Consider the following 22,815-nt stretch of genomic DNA (forward strand, 5'->3'; position numbering starts at 1 on the left):
ATGACAATACAATCGGACGTATATGTAATCATCCTGATTACAATCGTCCTAGCAATCGCTATGATATTATTGTCAAAGAAAATTAATAAGGTAGATCCATTAGAAAAACCAAAAGGTATCGTCGTACCAATTGTACTCGCAACGGAAGCGGTATATAAAACAGTACGTACAAATGTAGGTAAGAAAGTAGCGGATAAATTAACGCCATATATCTTAGCATTATGGTTCTACATCTTTGTTAGTAATACAATTTCGCTATTTGGATTAAGTTCACCGACGGCTAACTTCAGTGTAACTATTACATTATCATTCCTAACCTGGTTGATGATTCAGGCTGCGGAATTAAAATACGGTGGCTTTAAGGCCTACATGCATGCATTCTTAGAACCGATAGCACCGATGTTGCCGATGAATATCATCGGTAAGTTTTCAACAATGTTATCTATGGCATTACGTCTATTCGGTAATATTACTTGTGGTTCTATTATGATGTCCCTTGTATATATGGGGACAGCAAATCTATCAAATGCTTTAGCTGGACTTGTTGGTATCCAAGGAACAGTATTTAATTTCATGGCACCAATAATTGCACCAGCACTACACATGTATTTCGATTTATTTGCGGGTTTTATTCAAACATTGGTATTTGTCACTTTGACAATCGTACTTTTAGGAAACGATATTCCTGAAGAAGAAAAAAATTAAAAGGAGAAAAATTATGGAAAAGGGTTTAATCGCAATTGGTGCAGGTATCGCAGTATTTACAGGTTTCTTAACAGGTTTAGGTGAAGGTACAGTAGCTGCTCACGCATGTGACGCTATCGGTAAGAATCCAGAAGCAGAATCAAAGATTCGTTCCACAATGATTTTGGGTATCGCTTTATCTGAAACTTGTGCTATTTACGGTTTGTTAGTTTCTATTCTTCTTATTTTCGTATACTAATTGAGGCTTTCAGGTAACTATGGAAGTCAATATTGTAGAACAGTTATTTCCAAATGGTTTGACAGTGCTGACTCAACTTTGTAGTACACTCGTTTTATTTCTGGTTGCAAAACATTTTTTATGGGCATCTGTAAAGAAATTTCTAGATGCTAGAGCAGATAAGATGCAGGAAGAGCTTGCATTGAGTCAAAAAGCAAAAGAAGAAGCCTTTGCAGATCGCAAGGCTGCATTAGAGCAGTTGAATACTGCATCTACAAAATCGGAAGAAATCGTAAGTGCTGCAATTCAGCAGGCAAAGCAAGAAAAGAAACATATCCTTGCACAGGCTGATAAAGAAGCTACCGCTGTAAAACAGCGAGCACAAGAACAGATCGAAGCAGAACGCAGAGAGATGTACGCATCCATGAAGAAAGAAATGGTTGATGTCGCATTCAGTGCTGCCGGTAAGTTAATTGGCGAACACGAAGGCGAAAAAGTCGACCGTCAGGCAATTGATGCGTTCGTAAAGGAAGCGGTTGGCGATGGTGAATGAGATAGCTGAACGCTATGGACAAGGACTGTTCGAGCTAGCAACTGAAAATAACACAATACGCGAAAAGAAAGAACAATGCGAATCATTGTTAAAAATCTTAAGAGAAAACAATGAAGTTGAACTGTTTTTGCGTGCAGTAAAAATAACAAAAGAAGAAAAGAAGAACTTTATAACAAATGTATTTGGTAAAGTTGTTGATCGAGATATTTTAAATCTACTGAAATTACTTGTTGATCGTGGAAGAGTCACATATATCAATGAAATTCTACGCAAGTTTGAAACACTCGCAAATGAGGAACTAGGTATCGTCAAAGCAGTCGTTCATTCAGCGCGTAAATTAAGTCAAGAAGACTTAAATAGAATTCAAGAAGCACTCATTCAAAAGACAAAGAAGACAGTTACAATTGAAAACTATATCGATCCACAAATTATCGCAGGTATCAAAGTAACCGTCGGCAACAACGTTACAGATATCACAACAAAAACAAAAATTGAACGCATGAAGAATGCGATATTGAAAGGAGGACAGGCATGAGTCAAATCAGACCAGAGGAAATTAGTTCTTTGATCAAAGATCAAATTAAAAACTATGAACAAAAGATTCAGTCCGATGATGTCGGCTACGTTATTAGCGTCGGCGATGGAATTGCCATGGTCCAGGGCATCGATAAAGCAATGTCCTCAGAACTTTTAGAATTCCCTCATGGTGTTATGGGAATGGTATTGAACTTAGAAGAAGACCATATCGGTGCCGTATTACTAGGTCATGATACTTTGATTCGCGAAGGCGATGAAGTAAAACGTACAGGTAGAATCGTTGAAGTACCAGTAGGTGACGCATTACTTGGAAGAGTTGTAAATGCGCTTGGTGAAGCAGTCGATGGTGGTGAACTTATCGTTAGTGTAAAGTCACGTCCAATCGAAAGAGTAGCGCCAGGTGTTATGACTAGAAAATCTGTATATCAGCCATTAATGACTGGTTTAAAGGTAATCGACTCAATGATTCCAATTGGTAAGGGTCAGCGTGAATTAATTATCGGTGATCGTGAAACAGGTAAGACTGCAATCGCAATCGACGCAATCATCAACCAAAAAGGAAAGAATGTAAACTGTATTTATGTCGCTATCGGGCAAAAGGAAAGTACAGTTGCACGTTTGGTACAGAAGTTACGTGAAAGTGATGCGATGGCATACACAACAATCGTTAATGCAGGTGCTTCCGCAAGTGCTCCATTACAATACATTGCGCCATATGCAGGCTGTGCAATTGGTGAAGAATGGATGGAACAAGGTAAAGATGTATTAATTGTGTACGATGACTTGTCAAAACACGCAGTTGCGTATCGTACAATGTCCCTATTATTAAGAAGACCACCAGGACGTGAAGCGTATCCAGGTGATGTATTCTACTTACATAGTAGGTTACTTGAAAGAGCTGCGAAATTATCTGACACCTTAGGTGGGGGATCTTTGACGGCACTTCCAATTATCGAAACACAGGCTGGAGATATCTCAGCATATATCCCAACAAATGTTATTTCGATTACAGATGGACAGATTTTCTTGCAGACCGACCTATTCGCAGCGGGTGTAAGACCAGCCGTAGACTCCGGTCTATCGGTATCCCGTGTAGGTTCTAACGCCCAGACGAAGGCAATGAAGAGCGTATCTTCAACACTGAAATTAGACTTAGCACAATACCATGAAATGTTGTCATTTTCACAATTTGGTTCCGATCTTGATCCAGTCACAAAGAAGATTTTGAGCCATGGTGCCAAATTAACAGAGCTTCTCAAGCAAGGACAATACCAACCATTATCCATGACAGAACAAGTATTATCCTTGTTCGCTGCGAAGAATGGTTATTTAGACCGTGTTGAAATCGAAGATATCGCAAGCTTTGAAAAGAGTATCCATAGATACTTCAAAGAAAATGCAAAAGACGTATGCGATCGAATCGAAACAGAAGCAGTCATCAATGATGAATTACGTTCTAAGATTACGGAAGTGATGGATAAAGTAATCGAACAATACGTACTTGTTAAAGGGGTAAACTAAGATGGCACAATCCAGACAGGCTTTGCGTAGCAGAATTAAGTCTGTCAACTCCACCAAAAAGATCACAAAAGCGATGGAGATGATTGCCAACGCAAAGCTTCTAAAACAAAGAAAAAAGATGGAAGCTAACCGTGAGTATGCACAACGTTTACAAGATACAGTCAATGATATTGTCGCAAACAATCAAGACGTTGAAAGCAAGTATCTTGTGCATAATCGGAACCCACATACAATGACGATTATCTTCTGTTCTGATTTAGGCTTGTGTGGTGGATACAACCAGAATATCTTCAAGCTAGCAAGAGAAGCATTAGATCCTGCTGACCCAATATTTTTAATTGGAACTGCAATCCATCATCAGCTCAAAGAAGCAGGATTTAATATCATCAATGAGGAACAAATCTCTTCAGATAAAATCTCATTTGCGGATTTAAAGAAATGTATTGAAGGTGCTGTAGAACGTTATCGGGCAGGTGAAGTTGGTAAAGTACAACTCTTATACACAAGATTTGTAAATACGATGACATTTACGCCTGAGTTTGATGTGTTACTACCGTGTATGATTCCATCCGTCGAAAAGAAAGAAAAAGTTGGAGAACATCAAGAAACACTATTCGAACCAGATCCAGCGTCCATTTTGGATAGCTTGATTCCGATGATGATTACCGACGTAACTTATTCTGATTGGATGGAATCTACAACCGCAGAACAAGGAAGCCGTCGTGTAGCAATGAAGGCAGCTTCAGATAACGCAGATGAGTTAAGCACAACGTTGAAACTCGAATATAATAAGGCAAGACAGGCCGCAATTACCCAGGAAATAACGGAAATTGTTGGTGGCTCAAGTGCCGTATAGAAAGAAGGTAAAACAATGAGTGTTACAGGAAAAATTGTACAGGTCATTGGACCGGTCATTGATATTCGCTTTGACCCGGAACACTTACCTTCCATCAATAACGCAATTAAAGTAAAAATTGACGATCAGACATCAATGACCGCAGAAGTAGCACAACACATCGGAGACGATGTTGTTCGCTGCATTGCGATGTCATCTACAGATGGACTTGTTCGTGGCATGGAATGTACAGATACAGGGGCACCAATCGAAGTACCAGTTGGTGATGAAGTATTAGGACGTATGTTTAATGTACTTGGTGAGCCAATTGATGGATTAGGTGAGGTAAGCGCAAAACACAAATTACCAATTCATAGAGACGCTCCAACATTTGCACAACAACAGACAACCAGTGAAATTCTAGAAACAGGTATCAAGGTTATTGACTTACTCTGTCCTTATTCCAAGGGTGGTAAGATTGGTCTGTTCGGTGGTGCCGGTGTAGGTAAGACAGTCTTGATGCAGGAATTAATCCACAATATCGCAATCGAACATGGTGGACGTTCCGTTGTTGCGGGTGTCGGTGAACGTACGCGTGAAGGTAACGACATGTACCATGAAATGGAAGAATCTGGTGTATTAAAGAACACAGTTCTTACATATGGACAGATGAATGAATCACCAGGTGCGAGAATGCGTGTAGCACTATCCGCCCTAACAATGGCTGAATACTTCCGTGATGAAGAACATCAAGACGTATTGTTATTTATCGATAACATCTTCCGTTTCACCCAGGCGGGTTCTGAAGTATCCGCACTACTTGGCCGTATGCCATCTGCAGTAGGATACCAGCCAACCCTTGCAACAGAAATGGGTAGATTACAAGAGAGAATCACATCAACAGATAAGGGTTCTATTACATCCGTACAGGCAATTTACGTGCCTGCCGATGACTTAACAGACCCAGCTCCAGCGACAACATTCTCACACTTGGATGCACGTCTCGTATTAGACCGTTCCATCGCTGCGTTAGGTATCTATCCAGCGGTTGACCCATTGGGATCCTCTTCACGTATGTTAGATCCACTAGTCATTGGTGATGAACATTACGAGGTGGCTCGTCAAGTACAGCAGATCCTACAAAGATATCGTGAACTTCAAGATATTATCGCAATCTTGGGTATGGAAGAATTAGGCGAAGAAGACAAGAAGATTGTCGCAAGAGCACGTCGTGTTCGCAACTTCCTATCACAACCATTCTCCGTTGCGGAACAGTTCTCAGGAATTCCAGGTATTTATGTGCCGGTCGCTGATACAGTCAGAAGCTTCAAAGAAATTCTTGAAGGAAAATACGATGATTTACCGGAAGCTGCATTCCTAAGCGTTGGAACAATCGAAGATGTTGTTAAGAAGGCAGAGTCACTGAAATGAGTATGATTCATTGTCGCATCGTAACACCGCACGGTGTATATAAAGAGTTAGATACATCCATCCTCAACATTGAAACACAGGATGGACAAAGAGGTATCTTACCTGAACATATGCCAATTGTGACGATGTTGCGAATTGGTAAGATGACAACAGTTGAATCCGGTAAACGAATGGAATATGCGGTGACTGGGGGATTATTCTACTTTAGAGATAACAGCGCAGAAATCATGGTCGATGCAATCGAAAATAAAGATGAAATCGATGTCGAACGTGCAATCGCTGCGAAGATCCGTGCAGAACAACGTCTACAGTCAAATGATAAGAACGTCGATCAAGTTCGTGCAGAAATCGCATTAAAGAAAGCACTGAACAGATTAAATGTCAAAGGATAAAAGAAACAGATAGTGAAGACATTCTTCATTATCTTTTTTTTAGATATGGTATGATAAGTCCGTTGAGGTAACAGTATGATAAAAAAATACTATCAGTCACTAAATAGTTTATTGTATGGTCCGTTCATGACCCCACTTGTATTCCTAGTATTCGCACTAGCGTTTTTTTACGAAAAGAAGGGAATTCAAGAGTTACGTTATGCGATGATGGTAGGCACAGCTATCTTGGGTGTTATCCTTGTGATGTACTATACAAAGAAATTTAAAATATCACGTGCACTAAAATCAATTCACAATATCGAAGAATACGAAAAAGGCGGTGTGATTGACCGTAGTTGGATTTTAAACGATCGTATGATCGCATGTATAGGATTAGACATGCATGAAGAATCCACAATGGACATTCAAGTGATGAAGGTCGAAGAAGGAAAACATGGAAAGTTAACCATCTATCTTACAAATAAAGAAAAAACCTTCTCACTTAGCTGCAGAGACAAAGGTGAAGCGAGAAGATTTGCAGGATACTTACAAAAGAGAAATCCACATATCAAACTAGAAAATATTCAGCCAGAAGGCGATGGCACCTTGCAAGATTTAGGTGCATTATAGAAAAACTGTGATGCATACAGTTTATATTTGTTAAAAAGAGCGAAAATGATGAAAAACAATATCATTCATAAATTAAGGAAAGATACATGGAAAGGAACACTGCTACCAGTTGAATACACATCGAAAGAATACTACGATGTGAATATGCAAAGGATAGATGATGGTTTTCAGATTTCAATTCAAAAGAAAAAATTTATGAAACCCTTTATGCACAGTTTAGAGGACTGCGAATATCCTGATAAGCTTTACGAAGACTGGTGGGAAGATGCGGAAGCCTTTGGTATTACAGAAGATAACAAATTACTTGCAGCAATTGAAATTTGTCCGGAGAGTTGGACAAATCGGTTGATTATTACAGAACTATTTGTTGATGAGAAGTTGAGAGGGCAAGGGTATGGTAAGAAGTTGTTAGACATTGCCAAAAAGATTACAGTAGAAAAAAACTATCGTACATTGATTTTAGAGACACAATCATCAAATATAAATGCAGTTGACTTCTACCTGCATGCAGGTTTTACCTTAATCGGTTTTGACAGTTGTTGTTATACGAACACTGATTTAGAGCGAAAGGAAATTCGTCTTAATATGGGATGGTTTCCTATAAAGACAAAGTAATGTAACTTAAATGTGAACCTTCTAAGTTATTATAAAAAACTTAGGGGGTTCACTTTATAATTGCATGATTATTTTTGTGGTAAATCAATTTGTGTAAATGGAACATTACTAACAAATTTGAATACCAAAGAAATTAGATTTCCATTTACTTCTACAGGAACAGATATAGTATCATGATTGATACTCATAAAATACCTCTTATCCTGTGTTTGGATATAGTAAGTGTCTGTGTATTGTGTCTGTTCGTGTTCTAAAGTACCTTCTACGTAAACCTTATCTAGGAAAATCTTCACAGAATGATCCTCATAGATTTCCATGTTGTAAGCACCATTTGTATTCGAATTCATCGCAAGATAATGCCCTTTTCCTATAGAAATTGTTGCGTTTAACTTCATGAAGAGATAAATACTGAGACAAATAGACGCAAATAAGATGAGTAAAAAACCTGAGATTAAAACCTTTGTGCTAGTCTTATGCATGCTTTCACCTCACAATTTTATAAAATAATGATAAATAGTAGATGTATTAGTATCTTTAGTATATCGCTTTCATAAAAGAAGTGAATATTTGAAGCAAACTTCAAATATATTAAAAAATCTATAAAATTTGAAGTGTACTTCAAATTTACTGATTCAATAATTCGACTTTTCTAGGCTTTCCTTTGACTGTAAAATCTTCGAAACGAGATAAAATATCATCCTCTTTTGAAAGGATTGTGACTGTCGAGAAGCGATCTTGAATTTCAAGCGTACCAATTTCATCAAATGGGAATATGGTACAAAGTGCACCGATAATATCTTTTGGCCGTATCTTATCATTTCTTCCAGCACGGATGAGGATGTGTGTTACCTGTGTGGAAGGTGTAGCTTTCTTTTGATATGGAACCGATAAATCGACAGTGTGTGTATCTTGTGGTGTATATGCTTGACTATGCATGCGAATATACATACCAACTTCTGACTTCATTTCTTCCGATGTAAGAAGTGAAATAGAGATACCTTCATCACCTTGATGTGCAGTACGACCAGAACGGTGAATAAATGTTTCGGTATCAATTGGAATATCATAATGAATCACATGAGATAGTTCATGGATATCTAGTCCCCTAGCAGCTGCGTCTGTCGCAACCAATACACGAATATCACCTTTACGGAAATCACTCATGATTGCGATACGCTTCCTCTCATCAAAATAACCAGAAAAAGCAGAACTGAGAATATGATTCCGCAATAACAAATCTGAAAGTTCAATTGCGGTACTGCGATGGTTTACAAATACAATCGCTGATGTGATAGGAAGGGATTTTAGAAGGGATAGTAATGATGTCTTCTTATCTTCTGTTTCAAGATAGTAAGAACGAATCTTTTCATTAACTGCTACACTTCCTTGTAGTACTTTTTCAAATGGAGTATCAAAGTAAGTTTGAATCGTATCGTTTTTTGTGGCAGATAAACAAATTGTTTGAACACCATGAATTTCTTTTCGTAATTGCTTTACCTCTTCCGATTGACCAGTCGAATAAACCTGATCAACTTCATCGATTACGAACAGTGATAGCTTTGAAAGATCAAAGGCACCCTGTGTATATAAATCTAATAATCTACCAGGAGTTCCAATAATAATGTGAGGACGATGACGTAGTGCGTTAAGCTGTCTATCTGAATCTATACCACCAATCAGCGTTACGATATGCACCTTAGTATAGGAAGCTAGTAGCTTTGCCTCTAATGAGATTTGAATTACGAGTTCTCTTGTTGGAGCAATAATTAAAACAGAAGTAAAATCGTCGGTCTCTTGGACTTGCTCGATAGCAGGGATTAAATAGGATGCAGTTTTCCCGCTACCTGTTTTGGCTAGCACAAATAAGCTTTTTCCATCTTGAATCATTGGAATAACTTTTTCCTGAATTGGTAATAAGGAATGATAGCCCATTTCATTGAGGGCATTTTGTATAGAATTTGATAGTTCCATGGCTTAATCTTAGCACATAATAAAAAAACTGCTGAGTTAACATGCAAGGAGTTGATAAAACTAGTACAATAATAATGGGAAACTGGAGGGACAGCATGTTTCAGGATACTATAGCCGCAATTGCCACTGCTGATGCGATGGGAGCCATCTCCGTCATTCGTATCTCTGGTAGTGACGCAATTCAAATCGTTACCGACTTAACAGGCAAAGATCTTAGCGATGCCAAGGGATATACAATCCATTACGCAACCATCAAAGAAGGAAATGAATCTGTTGACGAAGTACTCGTCAGCCTTTTCCGTGCGCCAAAATCATATACTGGTGAAGATGTTGTAGAAATCTCTTGTCATGGTGGCGTCTATATCACAAGAAAAGTATTGTCCCTGATTCTTGGTGCAGGTGCACGTATGGCACGACGTGGAGAATTTACGGAACGTGCATTTCTTAGTGGAAAGATGGACTTGTCTCAAGCAGAAGGTATTAATGACTTAATTTGGGCAAAGGATGAAATTAACGCAAAGAGCGCAATTCATTCACTAAAAGGATCTGTCGCAAAATTAATGCGACCATTGGAAGAGGATTTAACACAAATCATTTCTAACATTGAAGTAAATATTGATTACCCTGAATATGATGATGTACATCAGTTAACCGAGGAAGAAATTCTACCAAAAACTGAGAAGTGGATTAATGATATTCATCAGATTATCGTAACCGCCCAACAATCCGCAGTGATTAAAGAAGGTATTAATACCGTTATCTTAGGTCGACCAAATGTTGGTAAGTCATCCTTGTTGAATGCGTTATTGGAAGAAGATAAGGCAATCGTTACAGATGTGGCTGGAACGACAAGAGACCTTGTGGAAGGAACTGTAAGACTAAGTGGAATCACATTAAACCTAATCGACACTGCAGGTATTCGTAAGAGTGATGATGCAATTGAGCAGATTGGGATTACCAAATCCTTACAAGCATTAGAAAAAGCACAGCTTGTCATTGTTGTACTAGATGGTTCAGAAGAATTAACCGAAGAAGATCAAGAACTATTAGAAAAGACAAAGAATTACAATCGTATCGTTGTATACAATAAGAAAGATAAGGATAGTGTGCATGCAGGTATTTCTATCAGTGCTATCCAAAAGGATATTACAGAACTCACAAATGCGATTGTAGAGAAATATCAAAGTGAGTATATCGCAGCCAATAGCGATACACTAAATAATGAAAGACAGATAGGTTATGCTTTGCAGGCAGAACAAGCAATGCGTGAAGCAGTAAATGCATTACATGCAGGTATGGAGCTTGACTTAGTAACAATCGATTTAGAAAAAGCGTGGACTGCATTACGACAGATTACTGGAAAGGCAGGCAAAGAAGATCTCTTAGATGAAATCTTCTCACGCTTCTGTTTAGGGAAATAAGATGAGTGAATTACATTATGTAGATACCCATTGTCATTTGATGGGAGAAGAGTTTCAAGAAGATTTAGAAGAAGTTATCGCACGCTGTAAAGAAAAACACGTGGATAAATTAATGATTATTACACTATCACTAGAAGAAACAAAACGAGCAATTGCATTTGCAAAGCGTGACCCAAAAAACTATAAAGTTGCGGCTGGTATCTTTCCAGAAGATACGACAAAGGTAGACGAGAAATATTGGAATGAATTTTGTGAGTTAGCGAAAGACCCAATGGTAACTGCAATTGGTGAGATTGGACTAGAGTACCACTGGGTAACAGATGAAGCTGACCGCGCTGTACAGCGTGCGTACTTTGCAAAGTTAATTGAACTTGCACGAGAAGTTAACAAACCTATCTTAGTACATTCTAGAGATGCTATGCAGGATACCTTCGACATCATGAAGAAACATCATTGGAAGGGATTATTACATTGTTTCCCTGGTTCAAAAGAGATGGCAAAAGAATTCGTGAAGCTAGGCTATTACATTGCACTCGGTGGTGCATTAACATTCAAAAACGCAAGACATTCAGTAGATGTAGTAGAGACAATCGATTTAAACTACTTACTCAGTGAAACGGATGCACCATATATGGCACCAGTTCCAGTACGTGGTTCGCGTAATGAACCATCTAATATTCCATACATCGTTGCGAAGATGGCAGAAATCCGAAATATTTCTACTGAGGAGATGGCTGCACAAATCGATGCGAACTGGACAAGATTTCTGGAGGAAGCTGATGGATCGCATTTATGAGATAATTGTTGTGGAAGGAAGACATGATACACAACAATTAAAGAAATATTTTGATTGTGAAACAATAGAAACTGGTGGTAGTAGTATTGATGATAAAGTCATTGAACAGATACGTTATGCCGCAAGTACACGAGGTGTGATTGTTTTTACTGATCCAGATACACCTGGCAATCAAATTCGGCATATCATTAATCAACATGTTCCTAACTGTAAGAATGCATTTGTGGAGAAACGCAATGCACGTACAGAGAAGAAGGTTGGTATTGAACATGCGGATAAAGATACTTTATGGAATGCATTACAGAATCTCGTAACCATCACCAATGAACCAAAGGGTAGTTTAACGATGAGTGATCTATTTGAACTTGGTTTAAGTGGAAAATCTGATAGTGCAGAAATTCGACGTAAAGTTGGAGAATATTACCACGTTGGTGATGGTAATGCGAAGACCATGCTTTCAAGGTTAAACTGTATTGCGATTACCAAAGAAGAATTACGAGAGGCTATAGATAAATGAAAAAATTGATTTCAACACCGTCTCGCACAAAAGAGATATTAGATCAATTTGGATTACGAGCGAAGAAGGGATTTGGGCAAAACTTCTTAGTTGATCCAATTATCGTAGAACGCTGCGCTGAAATGTCACATTGCGAAGGTGCAGTAATTGAAATTGGTCCAGGCATTGGAAGTCTAACCGAGCAACTCGCCATGCATGCACAACATGTACTCGCATTTGAGATAGATGAAGGTTTAATTCCAGTACTACAACATACCTTAGAGGACTATTCCAATGTAGAGATTATCCTACAGGATTTCTTAATGTGTGATTTAGATGAAGTTGTACATGCATTAAAAGAAAAGTATGGAACCGTATCTGTATGTGCAAATCTTCCATACTACATTACAACACCAGTACTATTTAAGATATTTGAAAATCCAGATATCTCTTATATCACGGTTATGGTACAAAAGGAAGTTGGTGACCGCTTTGTTGCAAAACCAAAAGATCCTGAATACAATGCATTATCAGTAGAAGGACAATATCTATTCGATATTAAGCGTTTATTTACAGTACCAAGGAGGTCCTTTAATCCTTCTCCTGCTGTTGATAGTGTTATCATCCAATTTGCTAGGAAGGATAACGATGCGAGTAATGAAGAGATTCGAGATTTCTTTGAATTAGTACGTGCATGTTTCAAACAACGTCGCAAAACCATTTACAACAATCTCAAAGAATATGTAGATGATGGTGTTAAGGCAACAGAGATTCTTGAGAAGGCAAACATTCCTGTAAATAAACGTGCACAAGAATTAACTATCGATGAATTAAAACAAATTCATGAGGTCATGAAATGAAAGAGCGAGCATACGCAAAGATAAATCTGTGTTTAGATGTTGTAGGAAAACGAGAAGATGGCTACCATGATCTAAAAATGATTATGATTCCAATTAATTTCTATGATGTTTTAGAAATGGAATTTGCGGAAGAAACGACACTGGAGTTGAATCGTGATTACTTACCAATCAATGATAAGAATACGATTATAAAGGCAATTCATATCATGCAGGAAAGGTATAATATTGAAGAAGAATTCCGTTGTCGTTTAGAGAAGCACATTCCTACAAGAGCCGGTCTTGCGGGTGGTAGTGCAGATGCGGCTGCCGCAATACGTATGATTAATCGCATGTGTAATCTACATCTAACAAAAGATGAGATGATTGCAGCTGGCAAAGAAGTTGGCGCAGATGTACCATTCTGTATCCTCAATAGACCTGCATTTGTGGAAGGGATTGGGGAGAAGATTACAACCTTCTCATGTAATCCAGATTTCTACTTACTATTAATTAAACCACGCAAGGGTGTATCGACTGCAGAAGCCTTCCATATAGTGGATGAACAAGAAGGTATTCATCCAGATTGTAAGGCAATGCAAAAAGCACTTGAATACAATGATTATGAAGGCATTATCGTCAGTTTAGGTAATTCAATGGAAAATGCCGCAATGACACTGGTACCGGAAATCCGAAAGGCAAAACAAGACCTATTGGAATTGGGCTTTGATGGAGTACTGATGTCAGGTAGTGGCTCAACCGTCTTTGGTATCACAAGAGACGTAGAGTTATTAGACAGCTCCATTGATGTATTAAAAAAGAAGAGATACTTTGTTAGGAAGACGACCGTACATACACGATGAATCATGCTTGCATGAAATATGGGAGAAAAGAAAATGAAGAACGCAATTATTATGGCAGGTGGTAAAGGAACCCGCATGCACTCAGAATTACCAAAGGTTTTACATAAGATTTTAGAAGTGCCAATGTTAGGCATGGTCATCAATAGTTTAAAGAAATCCGGTACAGAAAGAATTGTATGTGTTGTTGGCTATAAACACGAAGAAGTTGAAACAGAGATGGCTGGTAAATGTGAGTTTGCCGTACAAGAACCACAGTTAGGTACAGGCCATGCGGTTATGCAGGCACAACAACTCGCAAATGAAGAAGGTATCACGCTAGTCGCAAGTGGAGATACACCATGTGTAAAACCAGAAACATATCAAAAGCTATATGATTTGATTGGTGATGCGGACATGGCAGTGTTAACCGCAATCCCAGAAGACAATGGTGCATATGGCAGAGTCATTCGTAACGCAGATGGAACAGTTGAAAAGATTGTAGAGTTCAAAGACGCAAGCGATGCAGAAAAGGCAGTGCGTGAAATCAATACTGGTACCTATGCCTTTAATAACCAATCACTATTTGAAGGACTTAAGCATTTAAACAATAACAATGCTCAACATGAATACTATTTGACAGACCTTGTTGATATTTTAAAGAAGCTCGGTAAAAAGGTTGTTGCGATTCCATGTGATGATTGGCAAGAAGTACAAGGTATCAACGGAAATGTAGAATTAGCACATGCCGCAAAATACATGCAAGAGAGAATCAACACAGAGTGGATGAAGAAGGGTGTTACGATCTATGACCCTAATACAACATACATTGGACCAAATGTAACATTTGGAACCGATGTAATTATTCACCCAAATACATATCTCTATGGAGATACAGTTGTAGAAGATTACGCGGAAATTCTACCGAGCACATGGTTAGAAGACACAAATGTTTCAAAAGCTGAAACAGTCGGACCATTTATCCGCCGTAAGGGTTGACGAATAGTTATAAAACATCTTTAATTAATAAGGATATACAACATTAATATGGGAGAAGAGGAAAATCATGGTTAAGGAAACTGTCGTATTCGCTCTAACATCAAGCACCGATCTAGCAGCGTCTATTTGTAAGCATTTGGGATTACCTTTAGGTAAGATCAAGGTTGAACATTTCGCAGATGGTGAGATTTTAGTCGAACCACAAGAATCTGTCAGAGGTCGTTCTGTTTTCATTATTCAGTCAACATGCAGCCCAGTATCGGAACGTTTGATGGAAGTTCTCATCTGCATCGATGCATGTAAACGTGCAAGTGCTGGAGAGATTAACGTTATTATGCCTTATTACGGTTATGCTCGTCAGGATCGTAAAGCAAAACCACGTCAGCCAATTACATCAAAGCTAGTCGCTAATCTATTACAGGTTGCAGGAGCTAACCGTGTTGTAACATTTGACTTACATGCTGCACAGATTCAGGGCTATTTCGATATTCCAATCGATGATATTACAGCAGTACCAATGCTAGCAAGTTATTTCAAGGGTCTAGAGATTCCAAAGGAAGAATTGGTGGTTGTTTCACCAGATCATGGTGGAGTTACACGTGCTAGAAGAGTCGCTGATCTATTAGATGCACCTATCGCGATTATCGACAAGCGTCGTCCAAAACCAAACATGGTAGAAGCGCAAAACATCATTGGTGATGTTAAGGATAAGACATGTATCGTCATTGATGATATTTGTGATACAGCAGGATCACTTGTAGCAGGATGCGAGATTTTGAAGCGTCATGGTGCTAAGGATATCTACACTGGAATTACACATGGAGTATTCTCGCGTGATGCAATTGCGAAGATTGAAAACTCACCAATCACAAAGATGGTAATTACAGATACAATTCCGCTTCGTGAAGATCAAAAGGCAAACACAACAAAGATTCAAGTATTATCAATCGCTGAAATGCTTGCGAATACAATTGAATCGATCGAAAATCATACACCTGTATCTAAGGTATATGAAGAATACTCATTCGACAGTTTTAAATAAGAGATGCAAAAAAGATGGTAATATGCCATCTTTTCTTGTGCTTATCAACAAAAAAAGAACGGATAAACCGTTCTTTTGTTCGTACAATGTTCTTAATTAGAGCTTTGTTACGTTGGAAGCCTGTGGTCCACGATTAGACTCTGTGATGTCGAAGCTTACTGCAGCGCCTTCATCAAGTGTCTTGAATCCTTCACTCTGAATTGCTGAGTAATGAACGAAAACGTCCTTACCTTCATCAGTTGTGATGAATCCGTAGCCCTTTTCAGCATTAAACCATTTTACCTTGCCTGTTGCCATTGTGCCTTTGAATCTCCTATTCTATGATACGGAAGTAAATCCTGTATTCCCTATTATGATATACTGGCAATGTTAAAAACACAAGATTTATTTATGTGGAGCGCATGAATAAAGGGGGATAGGTAGGGTTTTAAACAACACAAAGATACATTCTGTGTATTTGCAAAAACACACTTTCAACGTATAATAATACCGATAACAGCAATGAAAAGAAGAGTACATTTTCTTAGAAGCGTAGAGAGTATGTGGTAGGTGAAAACATGCATGAAGGGAAAATGGAACATGGTCTTGGAGCTGGTCATGCGAAGAGTATGACCCGGAGACGTCCGTTACAACGAAGAGAGGCAGATGATTGAATCATCCGCAAGACAAAGGTGGTAACGCGTGCAAGACGTCCTTTCATTTGGGATGTCTTTTATTTTGAGGAGGTACGCAAAAATGGAAAACAAAAAACCGTATTACATTACAACCGCAATCGCATATACATCAGGAAAACCACATATCGGAAATGTTTATGAGATTGTACTAGCAGATGCAATCGCTAGATTTAAACGTGCGGAAGGCTATGATGTACGTTTCCAAACAGGAACAGACGAGCATGGTCAAAAGGTAGAAGAGAAGGCAAAGGCTGCAGGTAAGACACCAAAACAATTCGTAGATGATGTCGCAGCAGTCATCAAACAACAGTTTGATGTTATGAATACTTCTTATGACTACTTCATTCGTACAACAGATGAAGCACACGAAAGACAAGTACAGAAGATCTTCAAAAAATTCTATGACCAAGGTGATATCTATAAGGGATATTATGAAGGCTTATATTGCCAAGAGGATGAAGCCTTCTATACAAAGAGCCAGTTAACAGAAGATGGCAAGTGTCCTGTTTGCGGTGGTGAAGTTGTACCAATGAAGGAAGAAGCTTACTTCTTTAAGATGAGTAAGTACGCTGACCAATTGATGAAGTATATTGATGAGCATCCACATTTCATTCAACCAGAAAGCCGTAAGAATGAAATGGTAAACAACTTTCTAAAACCAGGATTACAAGATCTTTGCGTATCACGTACATCCTTTAAGTGGGGAATCCCAGTAGAGTTTGATCCAAAGCATGTTGTATATGTTTGGATTGATGCATTATCTAACTATATTACAGGTCTTGGATATGATGCGGATGGAAATCATGGTCCACTATATAAGAAATACTGGCCAGCAGATCTTCATTTGATTGGTAAGGATATTATTCGTTTCCATACAATTTATTGGCCAATCATGTTAATGGCATTGAAAGAACCACTACCAAAGCAGGTATTTGGTCACCCATGGTTATTGATTGGTGATTCTAAGATGTCTAAGTCACATGGCAACGTTATTTACGCAGATGACTTAGTGAAATTATTCGGTGTAGATGCTGTTCGTTTCATCATGTTACATGAAATGCCATTTGCACAAGATGGACATGTTACATATGACCTGATGATGGAACGCATCAACAGTGACCTTGCGAATAACTTAGGTAACCTAGTTAACCGTACAATCTCCATGCAGAATAAATACTTTGGTGGAGTTGTTGCGAATCCAAATGTTAGTGAACCAATCGATGATGAACTGAAGGCATTCGCTACAGGCACCGTGAAGAGGGTCGTTGAGAATATGGATGAACTCAGGGTAGCTGATGCAATCCAAAATATTCTTGATTTATTCTCCAGATGTAATAAGTACATTGATGAGACAACACCTTGGGCACTTGCGAAGGACTCTGAAAAGATTGAACGACTTGCGACGGTTCTCTATAACTTATTAGAATCAGTACGCATCGCCGCTGTATTAATGGAGCCATTCTTCCCAGAGACATCTAAGAAGATCTTAGATGACCTAAATACACAACAAAGAGGCTTCGAAACAATTTCTGAATTTGGTAAGCTTGAAACTGGCATCCATGTTGCAGAGAAGCCAGAAATCTTATTTGCACGTATTGACGAAAAGGCAATTCAATCTAAGATTGATATGATTAATGAAATCAATGCGAAGGCACGTAAGAAGGAAATTGAGAAGAAGCCAACTGTTACAGTAGAAGACTTCCAGAAGATTGACTTGCGTGTTGGTAAGGTTCTCTCTTGTGAAAGACATCCCGATGCGGATAAGCTCTTCGTTCTAAAAGTGGATTTAGGCGATGGCGAAGTACGCCAGATTGTTTCTGGCTTAGCACAAAGCTATACGCCAGGACAAGTCATTGGCAAGAGTATTGTAATGATTGCTAACCTACAACCAACCGTCATCCGTGGTGTTGAATCACAGGGTATGTTACTAGCTGGTAAGGAAGAAAAGACAATCGGACTTGTTGAAGTCAATGGCTTAACTCCAGGCACAAAAGTTCAATAAGCACTAAACCTGTATCGGGAATCTCTTGATGCGGGTTTCTTTTGTTTCGGAATATGAAAATCAAACATATAATAGATATGGATTAAGAAAAGGAGAAATCTTCCATGGTCGCTATCCACGAAGCAAAACAATCAGATATAAAAAGACTATTAGAATTATCTTTAATGTGGGAAAAAGAAGGTAGTTGTTATGGGTATCGAGCCAATACAGAAGATGACTTTCAAGATTGTTATATCCTAGCAGCGTATGATGATGAACTGATAGCTTATGTTTTTGGCAAAGAGGAAATTCAAGATAAGCAAACAAGTATTATAGATAAAAACATGCATTACTTTGAGGTACAAGAAATCTATGTACATCCTCTTTATCGTTTGCGTGGGATAGGAAAGCAGCTCATAGAACGACTGGAAGAAGAATTACGCGAAAAAGGGATAGAGATGATGCTACTTAGTACGGCCACAAAAAACTGGAGAGCAATCCTGCACTTTTATATTGATGAAGTAGGAATGAATTTCTGGAGTGCAATATTATATAAACGCCTATAATCCACTTGAATTAAAGCAATGTGATGTATAATACAAACAAGGAAGTAATTTATGGAGAAATTTGCAATCATAACAAGATTTGATGACCAATCAAAACAGATTGGTGACAAAATCAAACAAGTATTACTAAGTCATCAATATGAATATAACCAAGAGAATCCAGATACAGTATTTGTGGTTGGCGGAGATGGAACTTATATCAAAGCGATTCATGATTACATGGAACTGATACCAGATGTGAAGTTCTTAGGTCTACACACTGGAACGCTAGGTTTTTTTACGGATTATCATGATAATGAAGTTGATGAATTACTAAAGATGTACTTATCTGAAAAATATGAAATTAGCGAGTATCCACTACTTGTGACAGAAGTAAATGGGAATATTTACCATGCGGTAAATGAAATTCGTGTTGAGAATATTGCACGTACACAAATCTTAGATGTTCATCTAAGCGATGAATATTTAGAGACATTCCGTGGAACAGGCATGTGTGTATGTACGCAGCTTGGCTCTACTGCATATAACCGCTCTCTAGGTGGAGCTGTGATTCAAGATGGGTTAGATTTAATTGAGCTTTCTGAGATTGCAGGCATTCATCATAGTAAATCTCGTTCACTTTATGCGCCAATCGTATTAAGTAAAGATACAACGGTGAAGTTAAGCTCTGAAAGCTTTGAAAAAGCAATTCTTGGGGTAGACTCTGATGTTTATCCAATTGACGATATTAAAGAATTTGAGATTCGAGTTTGTGATCAAAAGCGTGTACGCATGATCAAAGGAAAGAAGATTTCTTACTTCAAAAAATTAAATTCACTATTTTAACAGGAGGCTAGTATGCAATACATGCATTCATATTTTCAGATTTTGAAATTTCCACTCATTGTAATTGCATTTGCATGCTTTCTATGTGGTGTATCAAATTTGATTCTTCATCCTACATATGGATTAGTCACCATCATCGCAAATGATGGTGTCTTCTTGGTAGGAGAATTATTAGGAATTATCGCGCGCACAATCTTAATGTATGCACCATTATTAATTTTATTAAGACTATTAACACAGAAGAAAAATAGTTCTGTAACGGTAGGTGCAGGTCTAGTTGGGTATTTTGCATTCCATGTCGCTACAATGTTTGTGCCAGCACCAGTTTTACCATCATATGCATATAATGCGATATTCAATATTGGTACTGCATCTCCATCGGTTAGTTACTTATCAGGTTCTGCACATTATCCGATATTAACTGGCATGATTGGAACGATTATCGTAACGATGGTAACGTATATCGCATGTAGAACGAATAATCATCATGGGATTGGGCAATCATCCCCAGTCAAACAGACAGATGCGTTATTCAAAACAGTTGTGTATTGTTTGTTGGCTGGCGCAGTATTTGGTGTGATTTGGCCATACTGTATCCTATTTATTGTACGGTTGGTAAACTATATCTCTTCTGATTTAGGTAGCCCATTTAATATGATTCTTTATGGTATCACGGATCGTTTCTTACAACTATTTCACTTGAATGCACTCATTCGACAACCATTATGGTATTCGGCATCTGGTGGGTTATGGACAAATATTGCAGGTACTACGGTTTTGGGTGATGCAAACGTGTGGACAGCCCAGTTAGGTGCAGGAACTCTTACATCTGGTGCAGGAAGATTGTTTGCACCATATTATGTCATGAATATCTTTGCACTTCCTGCAATGATCTGGGGGATGTACAGTATCGGTACTTCAAAGATACAACGCACAAAAGTCAAGCTACTCTGTATTGTAGGTACACTGATTTCTTTAATATCTGGTACGACTATCCCACTACAAATTATGGTGTTTATGGTAAGTCCGTTATTATTCTTCTTTCATCTTGGGTATAATGGGTTCTTATATGGGTTATTTTCAACGCTGCATGTCAATCTTGGTTATGTCACAAGTGATACAAATGCAGTAACTGCAACGGTAGGAACACTACCAGAATTATTAAGCTATTTAAAATATACAAGTTTATATCGTAACGTAATCATCATCGTGATTGTTGGTGTGATTTCCGCAATTGTATACTTTTTAGCCACAAGACTATACTTCCGTCATCTTTCTACAGGGTTAATTATCCGTGATGAAGGTGAAAAGATGGTAAAGCAAATCATCAAACAGATTGGTGGGCAAGAGAATATTAAACATGTAGAAGCTGATGCAACGTCACTTGTGATTACGGTATACGATAAAGAAATCGTGCATGAAAAAGAGTTAATGGATCTTGGCTCAATTAGCATCACACACAATGAAAATGCATATACATTATTCTATGGTGCAAAGTCTTATTTCTTGTATAAAGGAATTATCAATTCATTGCGAACAGTAATGTAGAAAATTGGCGATAGTAAAAAACACTTCGATATTGAAGTGTTTTTTTAGACGAATACTTTATTCTTTGTCTAACAGCCAGTGGATGATATTTTTATGGATATATCCCTCTTGGCTAAAATCAATGGTATCCATAGATAAGACATACTTTGGATGGTTGTCGGAAATCTCGTGATAGACTTTAAACTCTCTTTTACGTGTTTCGGCTGTTGCCAACAAATAACAAACTTGGAAATAGAGACGTTTACCATCCTTTTCTGTGATGAAGTCGATTTCTTTATCCTTCACTTTGCCAATATAAACGGTATATCCACGCTGTAATAATTCTGTATAAACAATATTTTCTAATACACGTTCAATGTCTTTGGTATTGGAGAAACCTTTTGCCTGTCTAAAGCCGTGATCAGTTAGGAAATATTTTTCTTCAACTTTTAAAATATTTTTGCCAATCGTATCGTAGCGAGGTACCTTCTTTAAAATAAAGGCATTGATACAAAAATTCAAATAATTTAAAACGGTATCTACTGAGACATTACGACCTTCGCTCTTTAGAAAATTTCGAATATTTAATGCTGAGAAAGTATGACTAATATTTTCTGCGGCGTATAACAGTATACGATTGAAAATATCTATATCGCGAATCTGATTATATTCCAAAACATCCTTCACCAAGACGGTATTATAGATATCTGAAAGATATTTATAGCTTGGATTTGGATCGAGTTGAAAGTGCTTCACAGCAGGAAGACCACCAATTTCAATAAACTTAGTGAAGTATTCTTCTTGTGATAATTGCAAATCTTTATAACAATCAATAAATTCCTTGAATGTAAATGGATAGATTTCAAATTGAACATATCTTCCCGCAAGTACAGTGGCTAGGTCACTTGACAACATTGTGGAATTAGAGCCTGTAATATAAATATCACAATCATAATCTGCTTGTAGACCATTGATAACTTCTTCCCAGTGATGAACTACTTGGATTTCATCAAAGAAGAAATATTTTTTGTCATTATTTTGTTTGAGGAATGTTTGTATATGCTTGGTAAAAGTTTCTGCATTTCGAATATTAAGTAATTCCAAGCTTTCAAAATTCATAAAGATTTTGTTTTCACTTGGGATATCCTTTAAAAGGACTTCAGAAATCATTTTCAATATTGTAGATTTACCAACACGGCGCATACCAATCAATATTTTAGTGACAGGCTTATTAATAAATTTTTGAATTTCATTTAGATAACTTTGTCGTAAAATATACTCCATGTAGCACCTCCTGTTTATATTTCGATTATAATCGAAATATAAACAATTTTCAATATTAATTTCGATTATAGTCGAAATCATAAGAAACAATTAATATTATTTCGATTATGGTCGAAACAGTAAATATATTACATATCTTGATG

At 37.8% G+C, this 22,815-nt stretch carries 25 protein-coding genes and 1 other annotated feature; of the genes, 21 read left to right on the plus strand and 4 right to left on the minus strand.

Annotated elements, in window-relative coordinates; translation table 11 throughout:
* The 10 genes from RGT18_RS00125 to RGT18_RS00170 all read left to right on the plus strand — a co-directional run bounded on the left by RGT18_RS00125 (window position 1) and on the right by RGT18_RS00170 (window position 7,415).
* The gene (locus RGT18_RS00125; RefSeq protein WP_028077397.1) at window positions 1-705 is read left to right on the plus strand and encodes a F0F1 ATP synthase subunit A; all 705 of its coding nucleotides are present in this window, start codon (window positions 1-3) and stop codon (window positions 703-705) included.
* 13 nt (window positions 706-718) lie between these two features.
* Window positions 719-943, plus strand: coding sequence for an ATP synthase subunit C (locus RGT18_RS00130; RefSeq protein ID WP_006525283.1), 225 nt, complete (start codon window positions 719-721; stop codon window positions 941-943).
* 19 nt (window positions 944-962) lie between these two features.
* Window positions 963-1,475, plus strand: coding sequence for an ATP synthase F0 subunit B (locus RGT18_RS00135; RefSeq protein ID WP_028077398.1), 513 nt, complete (start codon window positions 963-965; stop codon window positions 1,473-1,475).
* Window positions 1,465-2,010 carry a F0F1 ATP synthase subunit delta gene (locus RGT18_RS00140; protein WP_006525285.1) on the plus strand — a complete coding sequence of 182 codons (546 nt, stop codon included), beginning with the start codon at window positions 1,465-1,467 and terminating at the stop codon, window positions 2,008-2,010. Before RGT18_RS00135 ends, RGT18_RS00140 begins: the two co-directional genes overlap by 11 nt.
* Window positions 2,007-3,533, plus strand: a complete 1,527-nt coding sequence (gene atpA, locus RGT18_RS00145) for a F0F1 ATP synthase subunit alpha (protein WP_028077399.1) — start codon at window positions 2,007-2,009, stop codon at window positions 3,531-3,533. The genes RGT18_RS00140 and atpA overlap by 4 nt, the downstream gene beginning before the upstream one ends.
* A 1-nt stretch (window position 3,534) precedes the next feature.
* On the plus strand, window positions 3,535-4,389 hold the full coding sequence (gene atpG, locus RGT18_RS00150) for an ATP synthase F1 subunit gamma (protein ID WP_006525287.1): 855 nt from the start codon (window positions 3,535-3,537) through the stop codon (window positions 4,387-4,389).
* A 15-nt stretch (window positions 4,390-4,404) separates the two neighbouring features.
* Entirely contained in the window at window positions 4,405-5,799 is a 1,395-nt protein-coding gene (gene atpD, locus RGT18_RS00155) for a F0F1 ATP synthase subunit beta (protein WP_006525288.1), read from the plus strand.
* Window positions 5,796-6,191 (plus strand): ATP synthase F1 subunit epsilon, encoded by a 396-nt coding sequence (atpC, locus tag RGT18_RS00160; protein ID WP_006525289.1) that lies wholly within the window; start codon window positions 5,796-5,798, stop codon window positions 6,189-6,191. Before atpD ends, atpC begins: the two co-directional genes overlap by 4 nt.
* 75 nt (window positions 6,192-6,266) lie before the next feature.
* On the plus strand, window positions 6,267-6,800 hold the full coding sequence (locus RGT18_RS00165) for a hypothetical protein (RefSeq protein WP_028077401.1): 534 nt from the start codon (window positions 6,267-6,269) through the stop codon (window positions 6,798-6,800).
* Between the two features lie 48 nt (window positions 6,801-6,848).
* Complete coding sequence (locus RGT18_RS00170; RefSeq protein WP_338174613.1) at window positions 6,849-7,415, plus strand: GNAT family N-acetyltransferase; 567 nt, start codon at window positions 6,849-6,851, stop codon at window positions 7,413-7,415.
* A gap of 68 nt (window positions 7,416-7,483) precedes the next feature.
* Here the strand turns inward: RGT18_RS00170 and RGT18_RS00175 are convergent, their stop codons facing one another.
* Together RGT18_RS00175 and RGT18_RS00180 are read right to left on the minus strand one after the other, a co-directional pair.
* A complete protein-coding gene (locus tag RGT18_RS00175) occupies window positions 7,484-7,894 on the minus strand; it encodes a hypothetical protein (RefSeq protein WP_028077402.1) in 411 nt (136 codons plus the stop codon).
* Window positions 7,895-8,039: 145 nt separating this feature from the next.
* Window positions 8,040-9,386 carry a DEAD/DEAH box helicase gene (locus tag RGT18_RS00180; RefSeq protein WP_028077403.1) on the minus strand — a complete coding sequence of 449 codons (1,347 nt, stop codon included), beginning with the start codon at window positions 9,384-9,386 and terminating at the stop codon, window positions 8,040-8,042.
* Window positions 9,387-9,481: 95 nt separating this feature from the next.
* On the opposite strand from RGT18_RS00180, the gene mnmE reads away from it, so the two are divergent.
* The 7 genes from mnmE (at window position 9,482) to RGT18_RS00215 (ending at window position 15,815) form a co-directional block, all read left to right on the plus strand.
* Window positions 9,482-10,807: a tRNA uridine-5-carboxymethylaminomethyl(34) synthesis GTPase MnmE gene (gene mnmE / locus RGT18_RS00185; protein WP_028077404.1), complete on the plus strand. Its 1,326-nt coding sequence runs from the start codon at window positions 9,482-9,484 to the stop codon at window positions 10,805-10,807.
* A gap of 1 nt (window position 10,808) precedes the next feature.
* The gene (locus tag RGT18_RS00190; protein WP_037403355.1) at window positions 10,809-11,603 is read left to right on the plus strand and encodes a TatD family hydrolase; all 795 of its coding nucleotides are present in this window, start codon (window positions 10,809-10,811) and stop codon (window positions 11,601-11,603) included.
* A complete protein-coding gene (gene rnmV / locus RGT18_RS00195; RefSeq protein ID WP_006525296.1) occupies window positions 11,587-12,120 on the plus strand; it encodes a ribonuclease M5 in 534 nt (177 codons plus the stop codon). Before RGT18_RS00190 ends, rnmV begins: the two co-directional genes overlap by 17 nt.
* Entirely contained in the window at window positions 12,117-12,959 is an 843-nt protein-coding gene (gene rsmA / locus RGT18_RS00200) for a 16S rRNA (adenine(1518)-N(6)/adenine(1519)-N(6))-dimethyltransferase RsmA (protein ID WP_028077407.1), read from the plus strand. Before rnmV ends, rsmA begins: the two co-directional genes overlap by 4 nt.
* A complete protein-coding gene (gene ispE, locus RGT18_RS00205; protein ID WP_028077408.1) occupies window positions 12,956-13,798 on the plus strand; it encodes a 4-(cytidine 5'-diphospho)-2-C-methyl-D-erythritol kinase in 843 nt (280 codons plus the stop codon). Before rsmA ends, ispE begins: the two co-directional genes overlap by 4 nt.
* Window positions 13,799-13,831: 33 nt before the next feature.
* Window positions 13,832-14,773 (plus strand): bifunctional UDP-N-acetylglucosamine diphosphorylase/glucosamine-1-phosphate N-acetyltransferase GlmU, encoded by a 942-nt coding sequence (locus RGT18_RS00210; RefSeq protein ID WP_037403357.1) that lies wholly within the window; start codon window positions 13,832-13,834, stop codon window positions 14,771-14,773.
* A gap of 67 nt (window positions 14,774-14,840) precedes the next feature.
* On the plus strand, window positions 14,841-15,815 hold the full coding sequence (locus RGT18_RS00215; RefSeq protein WP_006525300.1) for a ribose-phosphate diphosphokinase: 975 nt from the start codon (window positions 14,841-14,843) through the stop codon (window positions 15,813-15,815).
* 96 nt (window positions 15,816-15,911) lie between these two features.
* Here RGT18_RS00215 and RGT18_RS00220 read toward each other — a convergent pair whose 3' ends face one another.
* The gene (locus tag RGT18_RS00220) at window positions 15,912-16,112 is read right to left on the minus strand and encodes a cold-shock protein (protein WP_006525301.1); all 201 of its coding nucleotides are present in this window, start codon (window positions 16,110-16,112) and stop codon (window positions 15,912-15,914) included.
* A 195-nt stretch (window positions 16,113-16,307) separates the two neighbouring features.
* Window positions 16,308-16,514 (plus strand) — a binding site (T-box leader).
* A gap of 36 nt (window positions 16,515-16,550) precedes the next feature.
* On the opposite strand from RGT18_RS00220, the gene metG reads away from it, so the two are divergent.
* From metG to RGT18_RS00240, 4 genes are all read left to right on the plus strand, one after another.
* Window positions 16,551-18,491 carry a methionine--tRNA ligase gene (gene metG, locus RGT18_RS00225; protein ID WP_028077409.1) on the plus strand — a complete coding sequence of 647 codons (1,941 nt, stop codon included), beginning with the start codon at window positions 16,551-16,553 and terminating at the stop codon, window positions 18,489-18,491.
* Window positions 18,492-18,595: 104 nt separating this feature from the next.
* The gene (locus tag RGT18_RS00230; protein ID WP_028077410.1) at window positions 18,596-19,036 is read left to right on the plus strand and encodes a GNAT family N-acetyltransferase; all 441 of its coding nucleotides are present in this window, start codon (window positions 18,596-18,598) and stop codon (window positions 19,034-19,036) included.
* A gap of 51 nt (window positions 19,037-19,087) precedes the next feature.
* A complete protein-coding gene (locus RGT18_RS00235) occupies window positions 19,088-19,861 on the plus strand; it encodes an NAD(+)/NADH kinase (RefSeq protein WP_028077411.1) in 774 nt (257 codons plus the stop codon).
* Window positions 19,862-19,873: 12 nt separating this feature from the next.
* Window positions 19,874-21,409, plus strand: coding sequence for a PTS sugar transporter subunit IIBC family protein (locus tag RGT18_RS00240; protein ID WP_028077412.1), 1,536 nt, complete (start codon window positions 19,874-19,876; stop codon window positions 21,407-21,409).
* A 57-nt stretch (window positions 21,410-21,466) separates the two neighbouring features.
* Here RGT18_RS00240 and RGT18_RS00245 read toward each other — a convergent pair whose 3' ends face one another.
* A complete protein-coding gene (locus tag RGT18_RS00245) occupies window positions 21,467-22,672 on the minus strand; it encodes an ATP-binding protein (protein WP_028077413.1) in 1,206 nt (401 codons plus the stop codon).
* Between the last annotated feature and the right edge of the window lie 143 nt (window positions 22,673-22,815).

It is taken from the genome of Solobacterium moorei (assembly GCF_036323475.1).
Taxonomy (GTDB): Bacteria; Bacillota_I; Bacilli_A; order Erysipelotrichales; family Erysipelotrichaceae; genus Bulleidia; species Bulleidia moorei.

Coding starts and splice junctions, on each gene's coding strand:
- RGT18_RS00125 (WP_028077397.1), top strand. CDS start 1: ATGACAATACAATCGGACGTATATGTAATCATCCTGATTACAATCGTC.
- RGT18_RS00130 (WP_006525283.1), top strand. CDS start 719: ATGGAAAAGGGTTTAATCGCAATTGGTGCAGGTATCGCAGTATTTACA.
- RGT18_RS00135 (WP_028077398.1), top strand. CDS start 963: ATGGAAGTCAATATTGTAGAACAGTTATTTCCAAATGGTTTGACAGTG.
- RGT18_RS00140 (WP_006525285.1), top strand. CDS start 1,465: ATGGTGAATGAGATAGCTGAACGCTATGGACAAGGACTGTTCGAGCTA.
- atpA (WP_028077399.1), top strand. CDS start 2,007: ATGAGTCAAATCAGACCAGAGGAAATTAGTTCTTTGATCAAAGATCAA.
- atpG (WP_006525287.1), top strand. CDS start 3,535: ATGGCACAATCCAGACAGGCTTTGCGTAGCAGAATTAAGTCTGTCAAC.
- atpD (WP_006525288.1), top strand. CDS start 4,405: ATGAGTGTTACAGGAAAAATTGTACAGGTCATTGGACCGGTCATTGAT.
- atpC (WP_006525289.1), top strand. CDS start 5,796: ATGAGTATGATTCATTGTCGCATCGTAACACCGCACGGTGTATATAAA.
- RGT18_RS00165 (WP_028077401.1), top strand. CDS start 6,267: ATGATAAAAAAATACTATCAGTCACTAAATAGTTTATTGTATGGTCCG.
- RGT18_RS00170 (WP_338174613.1), top strand. CDS start 6,849: ATGAAAAACAATATCATTCATAAATTAAGGAAAGATACATGGAAAGGA.
- RGT18_RS00175 (WP_028077402.1), bottom strand. CDS start 7,894: ATGCATAAGACTAGCACAAAGGTTTTAATCTCAGGTTTTTTACTCATC.
- RGT18_RS00180 (WP_028077403.1), bottom strand. CDS start 9,386: ATGGAACTATCAAATTCTATACAAAATGCCCTCAATGAAATGGGCTAT.
- mnmE (WP_028077404.1), top strand. CDS start 9,482: ATGTTTCAGGATACTATAGCCGCAATTGCCACTGCTGATGCGATGGGA.
- RGT18_RS00190 (WP_037403355.1), top strand. CDS start 10,809: ATGAGTGAATTACATTATGTAGATACCCATTGTCATTTGATGGGAGAA.
- rnmV (WP_006525296.1), top strand. CDS start 11,587: ATGGATCGCATTTATGAGATAATTGTTGTGGAAGGAAGACATGATACA.
- rsmA (WP_028077407.1), top strand. CDS start 12,117: ATGAAAAAATTGATTTCAACACCGTCTCGCACAAAAGAGATATTAGAT.
- ispE (WP_028077408.1), top strand. CDS start 12,956: ATGAAAGAGCGAGCATACGCAAAGATAAATCTGTGTTTAGATGTTGTA.
- RGT18_RS00210 (WP_037403357.1), top strand. CDS start 13,832: ATGAAGAACGCAATTATTATGGCAGGTGGTAAAGGAACCCGCATGCAC.
- RGT18_RS00215 (WP_006525300.1), top strand. CDS start 14,841: ATGGTTAAGGAAACTGTCGTATTCGCTCTAACATCAAGCACCGATCTA.
- RGT18_RS00220 (WP_006525301.1), bottom strand. CDS start 16,112: ATGGCAACAGGCAAGGTAAAATGGTTTAATGCTGAAAAGGGCTACGGA.
- metG (WP_028077409.1), top strand. CDS start 16,551: ATGGAAAACAAAAAACCGTATTACATTACAACCGCAATCGCATATACA.
- RGT18_RS00230 (WP_028077410.1), top strand. CDS start 18,596: ATGGTCGCTATCCACGAAGCAAAACAATCAGATATAAAAAGACTATTA.
- RGT18_RS00235 (WP_028077411.1), top strand. CDS start 19,088: ATGGAGAAATTTGCAATCATAACAAGATTTGATGACCAATCAAAACAG.
- RGT18_RS00240 (WP_028077412.1), top strand. CDS start 19,874: ATGCAATACATGCATTCATATTTTCAGATTTTGAAATTTCCACTCATT.
- RGT18_RS00245 (WP_028077413.1), bottom strand. CDS start 22,672: ATGGAGTATATTTTACGACAAAGTTATCTAAATGAAATTCAAAAATTT.